14 protein-coding genes are annotated in these 16,209 nt (G+C 40.7%); 11 read left to right on the forward strand and 3 right to left on the reverse strand.

The genetic code is table 11. From position 1 onward, the window contains the following. From CBM24_RS00340 to CBM24_RS00365, 6 genes are all read left to right on the forward strand, one after another. Positions 1-2,058: a RagB/SusD family nutrient uptake outer membrane protein gene (locus CBM24_RS00340; protein WP_088159785.1), complete on the forward strand. Its 2,058-nt coding sequence runs from the start codon at positions 1-3 to the stop codon at positions 2,056-2,058. 15 nt (positions 2,059-2,073) lie between these two features. Beyond that, positions 2,074-3,057 (forward strand): DUF4973 domain-containing protein, encoded by a 984-nt coding sequence (locus tag CBM24_RS00345; RefSeq protein ID WP_088163408.1) that lies wholly within the window; start codon positions 2,074-2,076, stop codon positions 3,055-3,057. Between the two features lie 56 nt (positions 3,058-3,113). Continuing rightward, positions 3,114-3,860, forward strand: coding sequence for an aspartate/glutamate racemase family protein (locus CBM24_RS00350; RefSeq protein ID WP_088159786.1), 747 nt, complete (start codon positions 3,114-3,116; stop codon positions 3,858-3,860). A 98-nt stretch (positions 3,861-3,958) separates the two neighbouring features. After that, complete coding sequence (locus CBM24_RS00355; RefSeq protein WP_088159787.1) at positions 3,959-4,672, forward strand: pirin family protein; 714 nt, start codon at positions 3,959-3,961, stop codon at positions 4,670-4,672. An 85-nt stretch (positions 4,673-4,757) separates the two neighbouring features. Continuing rightward, positions 4,758-5,402: an MgtC/SapB family protein gene (locus CBM24_RS00360; RefSeq protein ID WP_088159788.1), complete on the forward strand. Its 645-nt coding sequence runs from the start codon at positions 4,758-4,760 to the stop codon at positions 5,400-5,402. A 105-nt stretch (positions 5,403-5,507) separates the two neighbouring features. Then, complete coding sequence (locus CBM24_RS00365) at positions 5,508-5,702, forward strand: hypothetical protein (protein ID WP_198386008.1); 195 nt, start codon at positions 5,508-5,510, stop codon at positions 5,700-5,702. Here CBM24_RS00365 and xseB read toward each other — a convergent pair whose 3' ends face one another. Together xseB and xseA are read right to left on the reverse strand one after the other, a co-directional pair. Further along, positions 5,703-5,924 carry an exodeoxyribonuclease VII small subunit gene (gene xseB / locus CBM24_RS00370; protein ID WP_075990493.1) on the reverse strand — a complete coding sequence of 74 codons (222 nt, stop codon included), beginning with the start codon at positions 5,922-5,924 and terminating at the stop codon, positions 5,703-5,705. A gap of 42 nt (positions 5,925-5,966) precedes the next feature. Continuing rightward, positions 5,967-7,253, reverse strand: coding sequence for an exodeoxyribonuclease VII large subunit (gene xseA, locus CBM24_RS00375; RefSeq protein WP_088159789.1), 1,287 nt, complete (start codon positions 7,251-7,253; stop codon positions 5,967-5,969). 196 nt (positions 7,254-7,449) lie between these two features. Here xseA and CBM24_RS00380 point away from each other — a divergent pair, with 196 nt between their 5' ends. From CBM24_RS00380 to radA, 3 genes are all read left to right on the forward strand, one after another. Next, on the forward strand, positions 7,450-9,174 hold the full coding sequence (locus CBM24_RS00380; protein ID WP_088159790.1) for a serine hydrolase domain-containing protein: 1,725 nt from the start codon (positions 7,450-7,452) through the stop codon (positions 9,172-9,174). Beyond that, positions 9,171-10,331, forward strand: a complete 1,161-nt coding sequence (locus CBM24_RS00385) for a dipeptidase (RefSeq protein WP_088159791.1) — start codon at positions 9,171-9,173, stop codon at positions 10,329-10,331. The genes CBM24_RS00380 and CBM24_RS00385 overlap by 4 nt, the downstream gene beginning before the upstream one ends. Positions 10,332-10,571: 240 nt before the next feature. Beyond that, entirely contained in the window at positions 10,572-11,957 is a 1,386-nt protein-coding gene (gene radA, locus CBM24_RS00390) for a DNA repair protein RadA (protein WP_075990497.1), read from the forward strand. A 153-nt stretch (positions 11,958-12,110) separates the two neighbouring features. Here radA and CBM24_RS00395 read toward each other — a convergent pair whose 3' ends face one another. Next, positions 12,111-12,794 carry a peroxiredoxin family protein gene (locus CBM24_RS00395; protein WP_088159792.1) on the reverse strand — a complete coding sequence of 228 codons (684 nt, stop codon included), beginning with the start codon at positions 12,792-12,794 and terminating at the stop codon, positions 12,111-12,113. Positions 12,795-12,866: 72 nt separating this feature from the next. Here CBM24_RS00395 and CBM24_RS00400 point away from each other — a divergent pair, with 72 nt between their 5' ends. Next, entirely contained in the window at positions 12,867-14,015 is a 1,149-nt protein-coding gene (locus CBM24_RS00400) for a methionine aminotransferase (RefSeq protein WP_088159793.1), read from the forward strand. 141 nt (positions 14,016-14,156) lie between these two features. Further along, positions 14,157-16,085 carry a glucosamine-6-phosphate deaminase gene (gene nagB, locus CBM24_RS00405; RefSeq protein ID WP_075990500.1) on the forward strand — a complete coding sequence of 643 codons (1,929 nt, stop codon included), beginning with the start codon at positions 14,157-14,159 and terminating at the stop codon, positions 16,083-16,085. Positions 16,086-16,209: the final 124 nt, after the last annotated feature.

Here is a 16,209-nt window from a genome sequence, read left to right on the forward strand (position 1 = left end):
ATGCAAAGAAAGAATCTATATATTGCGATGATGCTCGTATTTAGCGCAAGTGTTGTCTCGTCATGCAAAAAGGATTATTTAAAGTCCGATCAATATTTTAAGGATCGACTCAACATAGAGAAAACGTTTAAAAGTAAACTCTATTCTGAAGAATGGCTTGCACATGTATTTGAAGAATTCAGGGGCGAAAATGCCGATGTTGCGAGTAAGGGAAATACTCCACATTGTTTCGCGGATGACATGTACTTTGGTGACCGGGATCGGGATTATGACCCTTCGAAAAATGAATTGTCCTACAACATGTTTAAAATGGGGCAGTACACCGAAAATGATAAGCAAGGAACCTGGACACAATCTTATCGCGGGATTCGCAATGCTTCGACCTTTATTCAGAATATTTATATGAATAACGAAATGTCTGCAGCTGAGATCTCCGATTATAGGGGGCAGGCACGTTTTGGAAGGGCTTATCTTTACTGGTTATTGCTCCGTAAATATGGCCCGGTGCCATTATTACCGGACGAAGGTTTGGATTATACCGATAGCTATGATGATCTGGCTATTCCGCGAAGTACTTATGAGGAATGTGCAACCTATATCAGCGATGAATTGTTACAAGCTGCTAAAGAAATGGAATCTTTAGGGATGAAACGTGGGCAGGACGGTTCGGCAAGACCAACTGTTGGCGCGGCTTTGGCTACACGTGCTAAAGTGTTACTCTATGCCGCAAGTCCATTGGCGAATGGTAATAATTCCGGCTATGCGGCACTTTTGGTGGATAAACAAGGTAAGCGATTGCTTTCAGCAGAATTTAAGGAAGAAAAATGGGCAAAAGCTGCAGCAGCCGCACGAGATGTGATCGAACTGGGGCTATACAAACTTTATACAGCGCCCTTTCAGGAAACGGGAGATGATGCGACAGTTAAACCTCCTGAAGATCATAATTTTTCAGACAAAAGTTGGCCCGAAGGGTGGGCAAATATTGATCCCACGAAATCATATGCACAAGTATTTGATGGCACATTATCGGCATCGGGTAATCCAGAATTAATCTTTACACGTGGCAAAAATCAACCCAATGAAGGAATTGACCAAATGGTGATCCATCAACTACCTCGTTCTGCAACAGGATGGAATACCCAGGGGCTAACACAGAAACTTGTCGATGCCTATTATATGAATGATGGAACAGATGTCCCGGGTAAGGATAAAGAAATAGGGCGTGGAAATGGCTCTAATAGAAGTACAGGATATGTTACCCAAGACGATTATAATGCAAAAAAATATAGACCATTGCGCCCAGGTGTTTCTTTACAATACGCAAATCGTGAGCCGAGGTTTTATGCTTCTGTTTCGTACAGCGGTAGTTTTTGGACTTTGTTGAATGAAACCAAGGAAGAAAATCGTAACAAACAAATTTTTTATTACAGTGCTGATCCAAAAGGAAATGGCTTTAACTCTGCTAATGGTTATTGGTTGCGTACAGGTTTTGGTGTTAAAAAGTTTGTTCACCCAAGTGATACCTATGAAGGTGGTGTTGGATCGCGTATCGTTCCAAAGGCAGAACCCGCGATCCGTTATGCCGATATATTACTGATGTATGCCGAAGCATTAAATGAATTAAGTGGTTCTTTTACGATTCCATCTTGGCGTGGAGGAAGTTATACGATAAGCCGTGATGTAGCTGAAATTAAAAAAGGTATTCAGCCTGTTCGCATCAGAGGTGGAGTTCCTGATTTTTCGGCGAGTGTATATGGAAATAAGAATGAATTGCGTAATACAATAAAGCGTGAACGTTTTATAGAGCTGATGGGTGAGGGACAACGTTATTATGATTTACGTCGTTGGATGGATGCTCCCGTTGAAGAAGCTTTGCCGGTTTATGGCTGTAACGTCTTGATGAATGAAAAGGAACGTGATCTTTTTTATCAACCTGTTGCGATCTGGACATTGAAAACGACCTTCGCGGATAAAATGTGGTTTTGGCCAATTAGTCATACAGAGCTCAAACGCAATAAGAATTTAACACAAAACCCTGGTTGGACTTATAATGATTAATCAACTATGCAATTTATGAAAAAGTCATCTATACAGCTTTTTTTCCTGATGGTATTATGTGCATGCTATGCATGCAACGATGAATGGAAAGAGGAACAATTTGAACATTACGTTTCATTTAAAGCCCCTCTGGAAAATGAGGGTGTCGCAAATATTTATGTCCGTTATAAAGAGGGGCAAAAAACTACATTTCTACAGCCGTTGGAAGTGAGTGGATCGACCACAAATAATACGGATCTTTCAGTAGGTGTTGCGGTGGATTCCGATACATTGGGCATATTGAATTATGAACGTTTTCAGACCAGAGAAGATTTCTATTACAAGCAGTTGAATAATACGTATTTTTCTATCCCTGAGACCGTAAATATAAAGTCGGGGGAGAACACCGCGTTAATGGCTATCGATTTTTCGTTAAAAGGAATTGATATGGCCGAAAAATGGGTGCTTCCATTGACGATTTTGGAGGATCCCGCTGCTAAATACAAAATAAACCCTCGAAAATATTATAAGAAAGCATTGCTGCGTATAAATCCTTTCAATAATTATTCAGGAACTTACAGCGGCACAGCCTTAAAAGTTGTGATGGATGGGCATGAAAGTGAGACCCCGATTGTCAAGAGCCAAATAAGAAGTTATGTAGTTGATGAAAATACAGTTTTCTTTTATGCAGGGAACATTGATGAAGATCGTAAAGACAGGAAGAATTATAAGGTCTTTGCAACGTTCAATGAAACTGGTGGGGTTACATTTCGGGCTGAAAATCCAAATATGAAATTTACTGTTAAAAAAGATGCAAGTTATACTGTTTCGGAACAGATGGATGCTGTACGTCCTTACCTATTGCATCGTTATATTACGGTAAATAATGTGGATTATGAATTTACGGATTATACCTTGGTTTCTACGACAGCTATTAAGTTCAAGGTTTCGGGCTCATTGATCTTGGAACGTCAATTGAATACGCAGATTCCTGACGAAGATCAGTCCATAGAATGGTAATTTCTACAAACCATTTGTAAGACTATTGGTTATATCTATGATATAAAAATAGTTTTATGATTGGAATAGTAGGTGGACTAGGCCCTTATGGAGGCTTGGATATTACGAAGAAAATTATAGATGAGACGGCGGCAAGATCCGATCAGGAACACTTGCCGCTCTTGTTATTCTCATGTCCAAATTTGATCTCTGACCGAACGGCATATTTATTGGATAAATCCAATGTTAATCCCGGTAAGGCTATTGCTACAATTTTAAGACAACTTGAAATGGCCGGAGCGACCATTGCGGCGATTCCGTCCAATACGGCACATGCAGAACCAATTTTTTCTGTTGTTCAAGATGAGATGGCCCGTATGGGGAGCACGTTGAAGCTATTGCATATCGTCTATGAGACTGTCCGATTTGTAGACGAAAACTATCCCGACACGACAGTCGGGATTTTGTCTACCGCAGGAGAACAGATCTGCAGTTTATATCGGGAAGCATTTATTCGAAAAGGTTTCGTTGTTGTCGAGCCGGAAGGATCGCAGCAAGAGAAGGTAAATAATGCAATCTATGATGAGGATTATGGAATAAAGGCCCAGCCCGTACCGATTGCGAATAAAGCAAGGGAAGATCTATTGTTGGTCATGGATGATCTGAAAAAGAAAGGAGCGCAGGTCATTATTTTGGGTTGTGCAGAGTTCCCTTTGGCTATCCCTGAACGGGATTACAATGGGATGACTATCATAGACCCGAATAGAATTCTCGCGCGTGCACTTGTTCACGCGCTAGCTCCGGATAAATTAAAGCCACTGTAGTCCTCTCTTTTGACAAATTGTCAGCTTTTGGGTTTATATTCCTGTTGGTATGGGTTTTGTCCTTGATAGTTAGAAGCTTATGCAGTAAGGAGGACAACATGCAAAAGATTATACATCGGGAAGGTGATCGTGGCCACGTCGATTTCGGCTGGCTGAAAAGTGCGCATTCATTCAGTTTTGGACAATATCTTGATCCCGAAAGGATGAATTTTGGTGCCTTGAGGGTATTGAACGATGATCAGGTGGAAGGTGGTCAAGGTTTTGATCGGCATGGACACGATAATATGGAAATTGTTAGCATACCACTGGAGGGGGCGCTGGCGCATCAAGATAGTATGGGCAATGGCCGTACGATCAAAACAGGAGATGTGCAGATTATGTCTGCAGGTACTGGTGTGCAGCACGCCGAGTTTAATAACGATCAGAAGAATCTTGTTAAATTTCTACAAATTTGGGTAATCCCCAACGAAATAGGGTTGGAGCCTAGATACGATCAGAAATCCTACCTTCAATTAGATCGGCACAATAAATTTGCAACGATTGTTTCACCGGATAAAATGGATAACAATGCTGTACACATACATCAGGATGCATATTTTAACTTGGCAGACATCGAGGCGGGTAAAAAGATAGAATATACTGTTCATTCGGAGCAAAATGGGCTTTATCTTTTTGTTTTGGAAGGAAAGATCGCCGTAGCAAATGAAATGCTATCAAGAAGAGATGCCATTGGTTTATACGGAACTGAAAAAATAGCGCTTGAAGCTTACTATGATACATCATTACTGCTAATTGAAGTACCAATGTATTAGGTCGAAGAAAAGCTATTCTTTAATAGGGAGATCATTTGATAGATCTCCCTATTTTTCTTAAATTGGATGAAGAAGAAATAAACTCATGGATAGCCTATTACAACCTTTTGAATCGCGTGACGTTTTACTTATCATGTTATCAGTCTTAATAGGTCTGCTGATTGGGATTGAACGTGAATATCGCAATAAATCCGCGGGTTTGAGGACGTTTATATTGGTGAGCTTTGGATCTTGTCTTTTTACTATTCTTTCATTAAAAATTGGATTGGCAAATCCAGATCGATTGGCGGCAAACATTATTACTGGTATCGGTTTCCTAGGAGCAGGCGTGATTTTCAAAGAAGACAATAAAGTAAGTGGTATAACAACCGCTACGACAATTTGGGCTGCAGCTTCTTTGGGTATGTGTGTTGGTGCTGGATATATATTTTTAGCGTTTATTGGTGTAGGCTTGGTTCTGATGATTTTAGCGCTGCTAACTTATTTGCAAACCTATATTGACAATTATCACAAGATAAAAGACTATGAACTGCAGACCTCATCTGAGGCAGATTTTGAACATACCGAGCAGTTAATCAGACGGATGGGTTTTAAGGCTGTCATTGTAAGTCAACGCTATAACAAAGAAAGTTTGAATACCATTTGGCGATTGACGGGAAATGTGACCAAACATCGGGAGTTTGTAGAAACAGTACGCCGTGATAGGCAGGTCGTGGCTTATCAATATTAGCAAGCTTTAGGATGAGCTGAAATGTATTAGGAAATGATGTCTATATTATGAGTACAGTTAAAATTGAAAAAGGACAGGCTTTTTGGTTAGCGGATCCCCAGGAACATGACTTCCCCGCCGCTTCCTGATACCAATCGCCACGTCAAGGAAAATCTAAGAAAGATCAAGAAGAAAGAAAAGCTATCTCCAATTCTGTTGGTTCGGGCAAATGGGAAACTTATCATAGCAGATGGTTACCACCGCTTATGTGTCAGTTATTATTTTACCGAGGATCTTGATGTGCCTTGTCGTTTGGTTTAACTATTCGTCATCATCCGTTTCCTGAGCAGGGGATATTTTCTGTAATAAACTGTTTACCTCGTCCTCCGTCGCTGTTAACTTGGCTTTGCAGACTTGAATGAGGTCGGAAGCCCTTTTGATTTTTCCCGCGAGCTCATCAATATTTGTTGTGCCATTTTCAATTTCCCTTACGATTGTTTGCAACTCGTTAAAGGCGTCTGTATAGGTATAATTCTGTTCCATTATGATATGCTTTCTTTAAAATTTTGTGTACCGATGGCCAAATTAAGCCTGGTTCGCATCCAGACCTTCTTTCGGAGATTTATCCGTTACAGTACTGGTAAGTTCGCCATATTCGAGTATCGTCTGTATCACATCGCCCGGTGATACCTGTGTCACCGACTGCAGTAGTTTTCCGTTAACCTTAGTAATTGAAAAACCTTGTTTCAATAACCGAATAGGATCAGAGAGTTGAATAATTCGCTCGGTATGAGCCAAAGCCGTCTTGTGCTCGTAAAGCCGTAATTTTATTAAGGAGTTCAGCTCATGTTGAAATTGCTGAACAGCGGCTCTCGAGGTCTGAATTTCCCTTTTGCCAATCCATTGTATATGTGTTGCGAGCTGAGATAGTACATTGCGCTCTTCTTTAAAACGAGTAAGAATGAGTTGCTGTATACTTTCCGCTGCCTTATCAACCGGAATAGCAAAGTTATGAAACTTCTGAATCAGAAAATCGGCGAGCTCACTGGGAGTGATCGCGTTTTTATAGGCGACCATTTCGCTAACCGTGTAATTCGTCGAATGTCCAATGCCTGTCAATACAGGGATTGGGAAGATAGCGATAGCACGTGCCAATAAGTAGTTGTTATAACTGGAAAGCCCAACCTCACCACCCCCTCCACGTATGATGGCGACGACATCGTATTTGTCGATTTTTTCAGCAATAACTGCAAGCTGATTGATAATAGAAGGTACTGACTTGTCTCCTTGTAATAATGCCGGAAAGAGCGTGCATTCTATGCGGTAACCCCAAGGGTTTTGATTAATAATTTTGTAAAAATCAGAAAGACCCTTACTTGTTTCCACTGAAATAATCGCCAATCTTTTGGGAACCACAGGAAAGCCCAATAATTTATTGGATTCATATATACCCTCTGCTTTCAGCTTTCGAATACTGTCTAACTTCTCCTTTTCAAGTTCACCTAAGGTAAAAGTCGGATCAATATCAACAATGCGCAAACTTAATCCATACATGGGGTCATAGGAAATACTTGCCTGAAATAACATCGTGATCCCTTCTCGCAAAGGTTCTTGGGCGACTTTAAGAAAATTGTTGTTGATACGATTGTAATCAGCTTTCCATAAGATGGACCGAATTTCAGCGACAATTTTACCATCCTGTTTCTCAACCAGCTCAGGGTAACAGTGGCCAGAATGCGTATAATGATTGAGCTTGTTCATTTCGGCTTTGATCCAGTACAAACTCTTATACCGCTCTGCAAGTGTCTTTTGGATACTGCGGCTGACTTCCAGCAAGGAAAATATTGTCTTATCTTGAATCAATTCTGGCATTAGTCAAACTTACAGAAAAAACCTTCATGATGCAATCCGGGGATGGTTGAATCTGCTATGACCAAAGGGAGACAGAATTTATTAACCCCGATAGTCAAGTCGAGTAACAAAATTGATTTTTTTTCGAGCGAGTATATTCCTTCGTTATTTAATTCGTATTTTTATTTGATAGAACCTAAAAAACGATAAAAGCAGAATGAAAAAACGATTTTTTGGGGCTTTATTTGCAGGTTTGTTCTGTATTAGCCCCCTGTTTGCTCAATATAAGTCTACGATTAAGAACGAGACGATACTGTTTAATAACCTCGATCAGTTGCTGCCTTTAGAAAACCTGGATCAACTTCGTATTGCAGTTGTCGTTCCTAACGCTGCAAAATATGCGATGTTCACAGAACAGTTGGCCCGCTATGCAAACACCAAAATTTTTGATTTTAATAAATTTGATGAGGACATCAAATATTATAACACCATTATTGTTGCTGGAAAGGAAGATGACTTAGATGCAGCTTGTCTAGCACAGTTGAAGCAGGCCGTATTAAACAATAAAAAAGTTATCCTTTGTCATTTTTTTGAAAATGAAAAGAGCAAAAAGAGTTTATCGGAGCATCCTCAGTCTGATTTGATCGAATTGCTTGCTCCTTTTTCAGAGATTGGACAGCGTCAGATGGCAATGTCTATTTTTGGTGGGATTCCTATAACCGCCGGTCATGTCAAAACCACACAGACAAGGCTGCAATATGGCGCTGCATCAAGTTCTAATCTGAACCTGACCAAATTGACGAAGAAAATTGATGCCATTGCACAAGAAGCCATCGATAAGCAAGCAACACCGGGAGCTGTTGTCATGATCGTGAAAGACGGGCAAGTACTCTTGGAGAAATCTTACGGATTTCACACATATTCCAAAGATATTTCCACAAAAACAACTGATATTTTTGATCTCGCATCTGTCAGTAAGATTGCCGGTACTACTCCTGTGATTATGCGTCTTACCGAGCGGAATATTATTAATTTGGATAGTACCATGGGACATTACCTATGGCAGGCAAAGTATACCAATAAAAAGGATATCAAGCTTCGTTCCGTCATGTTGCATGAAGCAGGATTTACACCTTTTATTCCCTTCTATAAATATCTGAAAGTTGGAGACGTTGCTTCAGTCCGCGATGATAACCATCAAGTAAAAATGGCCGACAATAGCTATATCCTCAACAATTATTACCGCGATGTCATGTGGCCCGAGATGCTAAAATCACCTGTAAAACCCACTGGAAATTATGTGTATAGTGATATCAGTATGTACGTGATGAAGGAAGTTGCAGAACATCAGACCGCTGAACCTCTGCAAGATTATGTGCAGGAGAACTTTTACAGGCCATTGGGGATGACGCGTGCGGGTTACCTTCCCCGAGAGCGTTTTGCAAAGGATGAGATCGTTCCTACCGAGCAGGATACCTCCTTTCGGAAAACATTACTAGAAGGCTATGTCCACGATCAGGGTGCGGCAATGGCCGGCGGTATTGCCGGGCATGCCGGATTATTTGCTACAGCAAATGATTTGGCAATCTATGGTCAACTGTTATTGAATAGAGGAGAGTACGGGGGGGAGCGCTACTTTAAAACCGAAACAATAGATTTATTTACCTCCAGGCAATCGACAAGCAGTCGTCGGGGCTTAGGTTTTGACCGTTGGGATCCAAACCCAAAAAATGAATATCCATCTAAGTTAGCAAATAGCGCTGTATTTGGACATACTGGCTATACAGGGACATGTATCTGGATTGATCCACAAAATCAACTGATCTATATCTTTTTGTCTAATCGCGTACATCCTCAGGTGAGTACTAGGCTGTTGGATCTAAATATCAGAAGCAGGATTCAGGACGCTATTTATGAAACGATCAATGAAAGTCAAAAATGATAAAAGGCCTGCTATTACTTGGACTAGCAATGACGACACTCAACAATGTTGGATATAGTCAAGACTATAAACAGATACACCAAGATTTGGTGATCGTCGACGGACACAATGATGTGATTTACGAATCCATTTTCCCAGGGAAAAATATTGGTCAGCGAATAAGTACGGGAGCTACTGATTTACCGCGACTGCGGGAGGGAGGTGTCGATGTGCAGGTATTTGCTGTGTGGTCCGATGATGCGAAGTGGAAATCCGGGGCATTTAAGCACGCCAATGACCAGATAGATGCCTTGGAAAAGATGATTGCGGCGAACACCGATAAAATAAGTTTGGCAAAATCTTCACGTGATATCGATTCGATCTTAAAAACGGGAAAAATAGTCGCTTTGATTGGGGTTGAAGGCGGAAATATGATTGAGGGAAGTGTTGATCATTTAATGCGACTCTATGAGCGTGGTGCCCAATACCTCACTTTGACCTGGAACTACAATTTGTCCTGGGCGAGTTGTGCAGCAATGGAATCAGGTCGTATGAATCCCAAGGATAAAGGGTTGACGGCAAAAGGTCGAGCAATTATTCGGAAGATGAACGAATTAGGTATGATGGTTGATCTGTCCCATGGAGGAGAGCAGACTTTCTATGACGTGCTGGCGATAACGACCAAACCGATCTTGGTTTCCCATAGCAACGCCTATGAATTATGTCCACATTTCCGCAATCTGAAAGATGCACAATTGGAAGCTTTGAAAAAAAATGGAGGCGTTGTTGGCGTCAATTTTTATTCAGGTTTTTTGGATCCATCCTATGAAACAAGACTTAAGGATTTGTATGTAGGCAAATTTGGTGATAAGGGGGATACAACATTGAGTACCTGGTTCATGTATGAAAAGTTGCCAAAAGAACTTCAACGGCAAGCCGATGCTCCACTGTCGAAACTATTGGATCATATCGACTATCTGGTCAAAAAAGTAGGTATTGATCATGTGGCTGTAGGCTCGGACTTCGATGGCATAGAATCCTCACCGCAAGGTCTGGAAGATGTTTCTAAATTTCCGCTACTGACTAAAGCGCTGTTGGAGAGAGGTTATACAAAGACAGATGTTGCGAAGATCATGGGACAAAATTTCTTGCGGATCTTAAAGGAAAATGAAGAATAAACACTTCCTTTCTTTAAAGTTTGTCGGTAAGGTTCCAGTATACACGCAGCATTGTTCACGTATTGTTAAAATAGTGATGTGGTATCTATTAATATGTAATATACTGTATATTGACTTAAGCCGCCATAGGAGTAGCATTATGGAAAGGCTGATCAGTCCTTGCATAATATCCTGGGTAATATAATACGTATGGGGCATGATAATACGCTTTTAACAGCTATAAATTTGTAATTTCGTAGCATGGCAAAATCAAAATCAGCATACTTCTGTCAAAACTGTGGCTACGAATCTCCCAAATGGATGGGACAATGCCCTTCTTGTAAGCAATGGAATAGTTTTGTTGAGGAAGTCGTCGAAAAGACGAGCTCAAAAGTGCCCGAATGGCGCAGTTCTACCACAGGTGGAAGCACGAAAAGAGCGAATAAAGCTGCGATCATCCACGAAATTGTCTATCAGGATGAATTACGGATATTGACTCCTGATCAGGAGTTTAATCGGGTTCTTGGTGGTGGTATTGTTCCGGGGTCATTGGTACTTATCGGAGGCGAACCCGGTATTGGGAAGTCTACGTTGATGTTACAGCTCGCGTTATCGATCCCCCAAGTCAAGACACTTTATATATCTGGAGAAGAAAGCGAACAGCAAATTAAGATGCGGGCCGAGCGATTGTCACAATCTTCTAAAGCAAATTGTTATATCCTGACCGAGACATCTACTCAAAATATTTTCAAGCAGATCGAGACGGTACAGCCGAATGTCATTGTCATAGATTCTATACAGACTTTACATTCCGCACAAATTGAATCGGCGCCAGGGTCGGTTTCTCAGGTGCGCGAATGTACCGCAGAATTGCTGCGGTTTGCAAAGGAAACCAGTACACCAGTTTTTATTGTAGGGCATATTACCAAGGACGGATCTATTGCAGGGCCCAAGGTTTTAGAACATATGGTGGATACGGTGCTTCAATTCGAGGGTGATCGCCATCATGTATACCGAATTTTACGGGCCGTAAAGAATCGTTTTGGATCGGCTTCAGAACTGGGTATTTATGAAATGCAAGGGTCGGGGCTAAGGGAAGTGTCAAATCCTTCGGAGATTATGATTTCCCAGCGCGATGAACCTGTTAGTGGCGTTTCCATTGCGGCGATGCTCGAAGGAGTGCGCCCTATGATGATTGAAGTACAGGCACTGGTGAGTAACTCGGCGTTTGGAAATGCCCAGCGCTCTTCTACAGGTTACGATACGAAGCGATTAAATATGCTGCTGGCTGTTTTGGAGAAACGCTTTGGTTTTAGGTTAAGTGCACAGGATGTGTTTTTGAATATTGCCGGTGGGTTGCGTGTCGAAGATCCTGCGATCGATTTGGCTGTTGTTGTTGCAATTATTTCTTCACAACAAGATATCGCGATTCGATCCAATCTGACTTTTGCCGGTGAGGTTGGTTTATCGGGTGAGATAAGGGCCGTAAATCGCATTGAACAGCGTATTCAGGAGGCCGAGAAGTTGGGCTTTGATGGTATTTTTATTTCTAAATTCAATACCAAAGGATTGGATGCTAAAAAATATAATATTGCCATTCGTCCGGTTGCCAAATTGGAGGACATCTTCAGTGCTTTGTTTGGCTAAGCGAGTAAAAGGGGCAATCAATCGTTTAATATCCTAATTTACTGGGATCATCTTAATATAGATTTTTTCAGAAAAATGGCGTTTTCCAAAGAATAAAAATAAAAAGACCATGCTTTTACTAAAGCATGGTCTTTTTTATGGATCGTCTATAGTTTATTTTTTCAGGACTTCTTTCAATTTCGCGCGTAAAGCATCACCATGTAAATTCTTGGCGACGATTTTACCATTGGGATCGATCAGTACATTCTGAGGAATAGATTTTACGCCGTATAATGTTCCGACATCATTTTGCCAACGTTTGAGATCCGAAACATGACGCCAGTGCAATTTGTCTGCATGGATGGCTTTAATCCAAGAATTGCGATCCTTATCAAAGGATATACCCAATATTTCAAAGTTTTCACCTTTAAATTGTTGGTATGTTTTTACAAGATCTGGGCTTTCGACACGGCAATCTGGACACCAAGATGCCCAAAAATCAAGGAGAACATACTTTCCTTTAAAGTCCGAAAGCTTTACAGGGTTACCAGTAGTATCATTTTGTGTAAACGCAGGAGCTATTTTTCCAATTTGAACCGTTTCCAACGTATTTAAGTAGTCTTGGAACTCTTTTCCTTCACTTGAATTCTTGACATTTTTACTCAAGGTATTATAAAGCGCCTGAAGCTCGGGGTATACAGGGTCATAACCTCCAACTCTACGCAAGTCAACCAATGTCGAGATTGAATCTGGAGTAGCTTTGACACGGGCAATATACTCCTCTTTGGTAAGTTCTTTTTTTTGTGCAGAACCAAAGAATGGCAGAACTAAAAAAAGTAGTGTGATGTATTTTATCATGTTATTATTCTTATATATATTTACAAATATAAGAAAATCCACTAATTTAGTAGATTAATAAAATGTCAAAAAATGAACTTCAACCTAACTTCTAAACTTCCACATGTCGGCACGACGATTTTTACCAAAATGACGATGCTCGCTAATGAGCAGCAAGCCTTAAATCTGTCGCAAGGTTTTCCTGACTTTGAGACTGATCCGAAGTTGGTTCAATTAGTGTCTAAGGCAATGGAACAGGGGCATAACCAATATGCGCCAATGATTGGGGCACAGGCATTACGTGATACTATCGCTAAAAAATATCGTGAAGTTTATGACGTGGCGGTTGATGCAACAGCGGAGCTTACTGTGACATCCGGCGGTACACAAGCAATTTTTACAGCTATTGCCACAGTTGTTAAGCCACAGGATGAGGTTATTATCTTTGAACCGGCATACGATTGTTATGCACCGACGATCGAATTGTTCGGCGGTAAAGTTGTTCCCGTGCGATTATTGGCTCCTGATTTTCAGATTGACTGGGATTACGTAGCTACGTTAATTAATTCCAAAACCCGTTTAATCATCATCAATAATCCGAATAATCCAACAGGCAAAGTACTTGGTAGAGAAGAATTGATTAAACTTGGGGATTTGTTATCAGGTACCAATGCGTTGTTGCTGAGCGATGAGGTATACGAGCATATTGTGTTTGACGGAGCTTCCCCACAATCGGTACTGGAAATACCCACCTTGCGGGAGCGAAGTTTTGTTATAGCTTCTTTTGGAAAGTTATTGCATACTACGGGTTGGAAGATTGGTTATTGCATTGCCCCGCCGCAATTAACTCAAGAATTTAGAAAAGTACATCAATTCAATGTATTTAGCGTAAATACGCCCATGCAATTCGCTATCGCAGCATATCTGGAGGATATAAGCTATGTCAAAGGCCTATCGCATTTTTTTGAGCGGAAAAGGAATTTGTTGAAGGACGGATTAAGGGGATCCCGGTTTAAGATTCTTCCTTGCGAAGGAACTTATTTCCTTAATATAGATTATAGTGCTATCAGTCAGGAGAAAGAATTTGAGTTTGCTTGTTCGTTAACCAGGCAACACAAAATTGCAACAATCCCACTTTCGGCGTTCTATAAAGAAGCTACAAATCAACAAGTTTTGCGGGTCTGTTTCGCTAAAAAGGATGAAACGCTATTAAAAGCCGTCGAGATTTTAAATAAGGTATAATCGTATTATTGACCTGAAAGAATAGCTAAAAGGTTTTATTTAAAATATTGCTAAGAAAGAACCACTTTATTAAAATTTTACTTCAACTTGAGGTACTAATTTTATAAATTTGTAATTCACGTTTATCAACATACCCATAAAATGGCTAGATTAAATTTATTGGAAGAAACACGCTTCGAAAAAGTCCCTGTGAGCGTCTATCCAGATCAAAATTCAGCTTCGAAAAACGTTGCAAATCGTATTGCTGAAATTATTCGTGCAAAGCAAGAGAAAGGTGAGAAAGCTGTTCTGGGCCTTGCTACTGGTGCCACACCGGTAAAAGTCTATCAAGAATTGATTCGTTTGCATAAAGAAGAAGGTTTAAGCTTTAAGAACGTGATTACCTTCAATCTTGACGAATACTACCCGATGCAACCTGATGCTGATCAGAGCTATGTGACCTTTATGAACAAAAACTTGTTCGACCACGTAGATATTGATGCGGCCAATGTAAATATTCCAGATGGTACCTTAGCTCCTGATCAAGTAAATGCATTCTGTGAGGCGTACGAACAGAAGATTACGGCAGCAGGAGGTTTAGATATTCAATTATTAGGTATTGGCCGTACAGGCCATATCGGATTCAATGAGCCAGGTTCTGCTCCTAACTCTGGTACACGTGTGGTAACGTTGGACGATTTAACTCGTCGCGATGCTTCCCGTGCTTTTGGTGGAAAAGAAAATGTACCAACAAAAGCGATTACCATGGGTGTAGGTACAATTTTCAAAGCGAGAGAGATCATTTTGATGGCTTGGAGCGAAACAAAGGCTGAGATCATTAAAAAAGCAGTTGAAGGTGAAATCTCCTCAGAGATTCCTGCAACTTATCTACAATTATCGGATAACGTTGAATTTATTCTTGATGAAGCTGCTGCTTCATTGTTGACACGTTTTGATCTTCCTTGGTTGGCAGAAGATGTTACTTGGACACCTTCGTTAATTAAAAAAGCAGTTGTTTGGTTAGCTTTAGAGATCAAAAAACCAATCCTGAAACTTACCGACGAGGATTATAATGCACACGGAATGGCGAAGTTGGTTACAGAAACCGGTCCGGCATATAATATCAACATCCGTATATTCAACGAACTTCAACATACGATCACGGGATGGCCGGGAGGTAAACCCAATGTTGACGATTCACAACGTCCTGAGCGTGCCAATCCAGCGAAGAAAAATGTAATTGTATTTTCTCCACACCCGGATGATGATGTCATCTCGATGGGGGGTACATTTATTCGTCTGGCAGACCAAGGACACAATGTCCATGTTGCTTACCAAACTTGTGGTAATACAGCTGTTTGGGATGATGATGTGGTACGTTATCTGGAGTTTGCTGAAGATTTAGCAAAACAAATAGGGGCAGAGGCGGAAGCTTCTCAGATCGGTCGAATTTATGATGAGGAAAGAGCAATTTTTGCGACAAAAAAACCAAATCAGATCGATACTGAACTTGTCCGTAAAATCAAAGCATTGATCCGTAAGGGTGAGGCGATCGCAGGAGCTCGTTTGGTTGGTTTGCCAGATGAAAATATCCATTTCCAGGATCTGCCTTTCTATGATAGACAAAAGTTTTCAAAAAATGTATCTTTTGAAGATGATATTCAACAAACAATGGAATTGTTGCGTCAGGTAAAACCACATCAGGTATTTGCTGCAGGTGACTTTGCTGACCCACACGGTACGCATAAAGTATGTTTCGATATCTTGTTTGAAGCATTGAGCAGATTGAGCAAAACAGATGAATGGACCAAAGATTGTTGGTTATGGTTATACAGAGGCGCATGGCATGAATACCCAATCCACGAGATCCAAATGGCCGTTCCATTATCTCCGCAAGAAGTTTATCGCAAACGTTTAGCCATCTTCAAACACCAATCTCAAAAAGATTTACCTGTATTCCCTGGAGATGATCCACGTGAATTCTGGGTACGTGCTGAAGACCGTACAAGCGAAACCGCAGCTTTATATGACCAATTAGGTCTTGCAAATTATGAAGCTATTGAAGCGTTCGTAAGATGGAAATTTGACTAAAATAACTGTCTGACTATAAAATAACTGTCTGACTACATAAAAAAGTCCTGAGCCTGAGGTGGTTCAGGACTTTTTTATTTTTAATCATTCTAAATAGGTTATTTTTTATACCTTTGCGGTGTTA

Origin of the sequence: Sphingobacterium sp. G1-14 (genome assembly GCF_002196555.1) — a bacterium.
GTDB classification, from domain to species: Bacteria; Bacteroidota; Bacteroidia; order Sphingobacteriales; family Sphingobacteriaceae; genus Sphingobacterium; species Sphingobacterium siyangense.

Excerpts from the sequence above, each read along its gene's own strand:
- nagB (WP_075990500.1), top strand. The coding sequence starts at position 14,157 with ATGGCTAGATTAAATTTATTGGAAGAAACACGCTTCGAAAAAGTCCCT.
- CBM24_RS00380 (WP_088159790.1), top strand. The coding sequence starts at position 7,450 with ATGAAAAAACGATTTTTTGGGGCTTTATTTGCAGGTTTGTTCTGTATT.
- CBM24_RS00385 (WP_088159791.1), top strand. The coding sequence starts at position 9,171 with ATGATAAAAGGCCTGCTATTACTTGGACTAGCAATGACGACACTCAAC.
- CBM24_RS00355 (WP_088159787.1), top strand. The coding sequence starts at position 3,959 with ATGCAAAAGATTATACATCGGGAAGGTGATCGTGGCCACGTCGATTTC.
- radA (WP_075990497.1), top strand. The coding sequence starts at position 10,572 with ATGGCAAAATCAAAATCAGCATACTTCTGTCAAAACTGTGGCTACGAA.
- CBM24_RS00360 (WP_088159788.1), top strand. The coding sequence starts at position 4,758 with ATGGATAGCCTATTACAACCTTTTGAATCGCGTGACGTTTTACTTATC.
- xseB (WP_075990493.1), bottom strand. The coding sequence starts at position 5,924 with ATGGAACAGAATTATACCTATACAGACGCCTTTAACGAGTTGCAAACA.
- CBM24_RS00365 (WP_198386008.1), top strand. The coding sequence starts at position 5,508 with ATGACTTCCCCGCCGCTTCCTGATACCAATCGCCACGTCAAGGAAAAT.
- xseA (WP_088159789.1), bottom strand. The coding sequence starts at position 7,253 with ATGCCAGAATTGATTCAAGATAAGACAATATTTTCCTTGCTGGAAGTC.
- CBM24_RS00345 (WP_088163408.1), top strand. The coding sequence starts at position 2,074 with ATGAAAAAGTCATCTATACAGCTTTTTTTCCTGATGGTATTATGTGCA.
- CBM24_RS00340 (WP_088159785.1), top strand. The coding sequence starts at position 1 with ATGCAAAGAAAGAATCTATATATTGCGATGATGCTCGTATTTAGCGCA.
- CBM24_RS00395 (WP_088159792.1), bottom strand. The coding sequence starts at position 12,794 with ATGATAAAATACATCACACTACTTTTTTTAGTTCTGCCATTCTTTGGT.
- CBM24_RS00350 (WP_088159786.1), top strand. The coding sequence starts at position 3,114 with ATGATTGGAATAGTAGGTGGACTAGGCCCTTATGGAGGCTTGGATATT.
- CBM24_RS00400 (WP_088159793.1), top strand. The coding sequence starts at position 12,867 with ATGAACTTCAACCTAACTTCTAAACTTCCACATGTCGGCACGACGATT.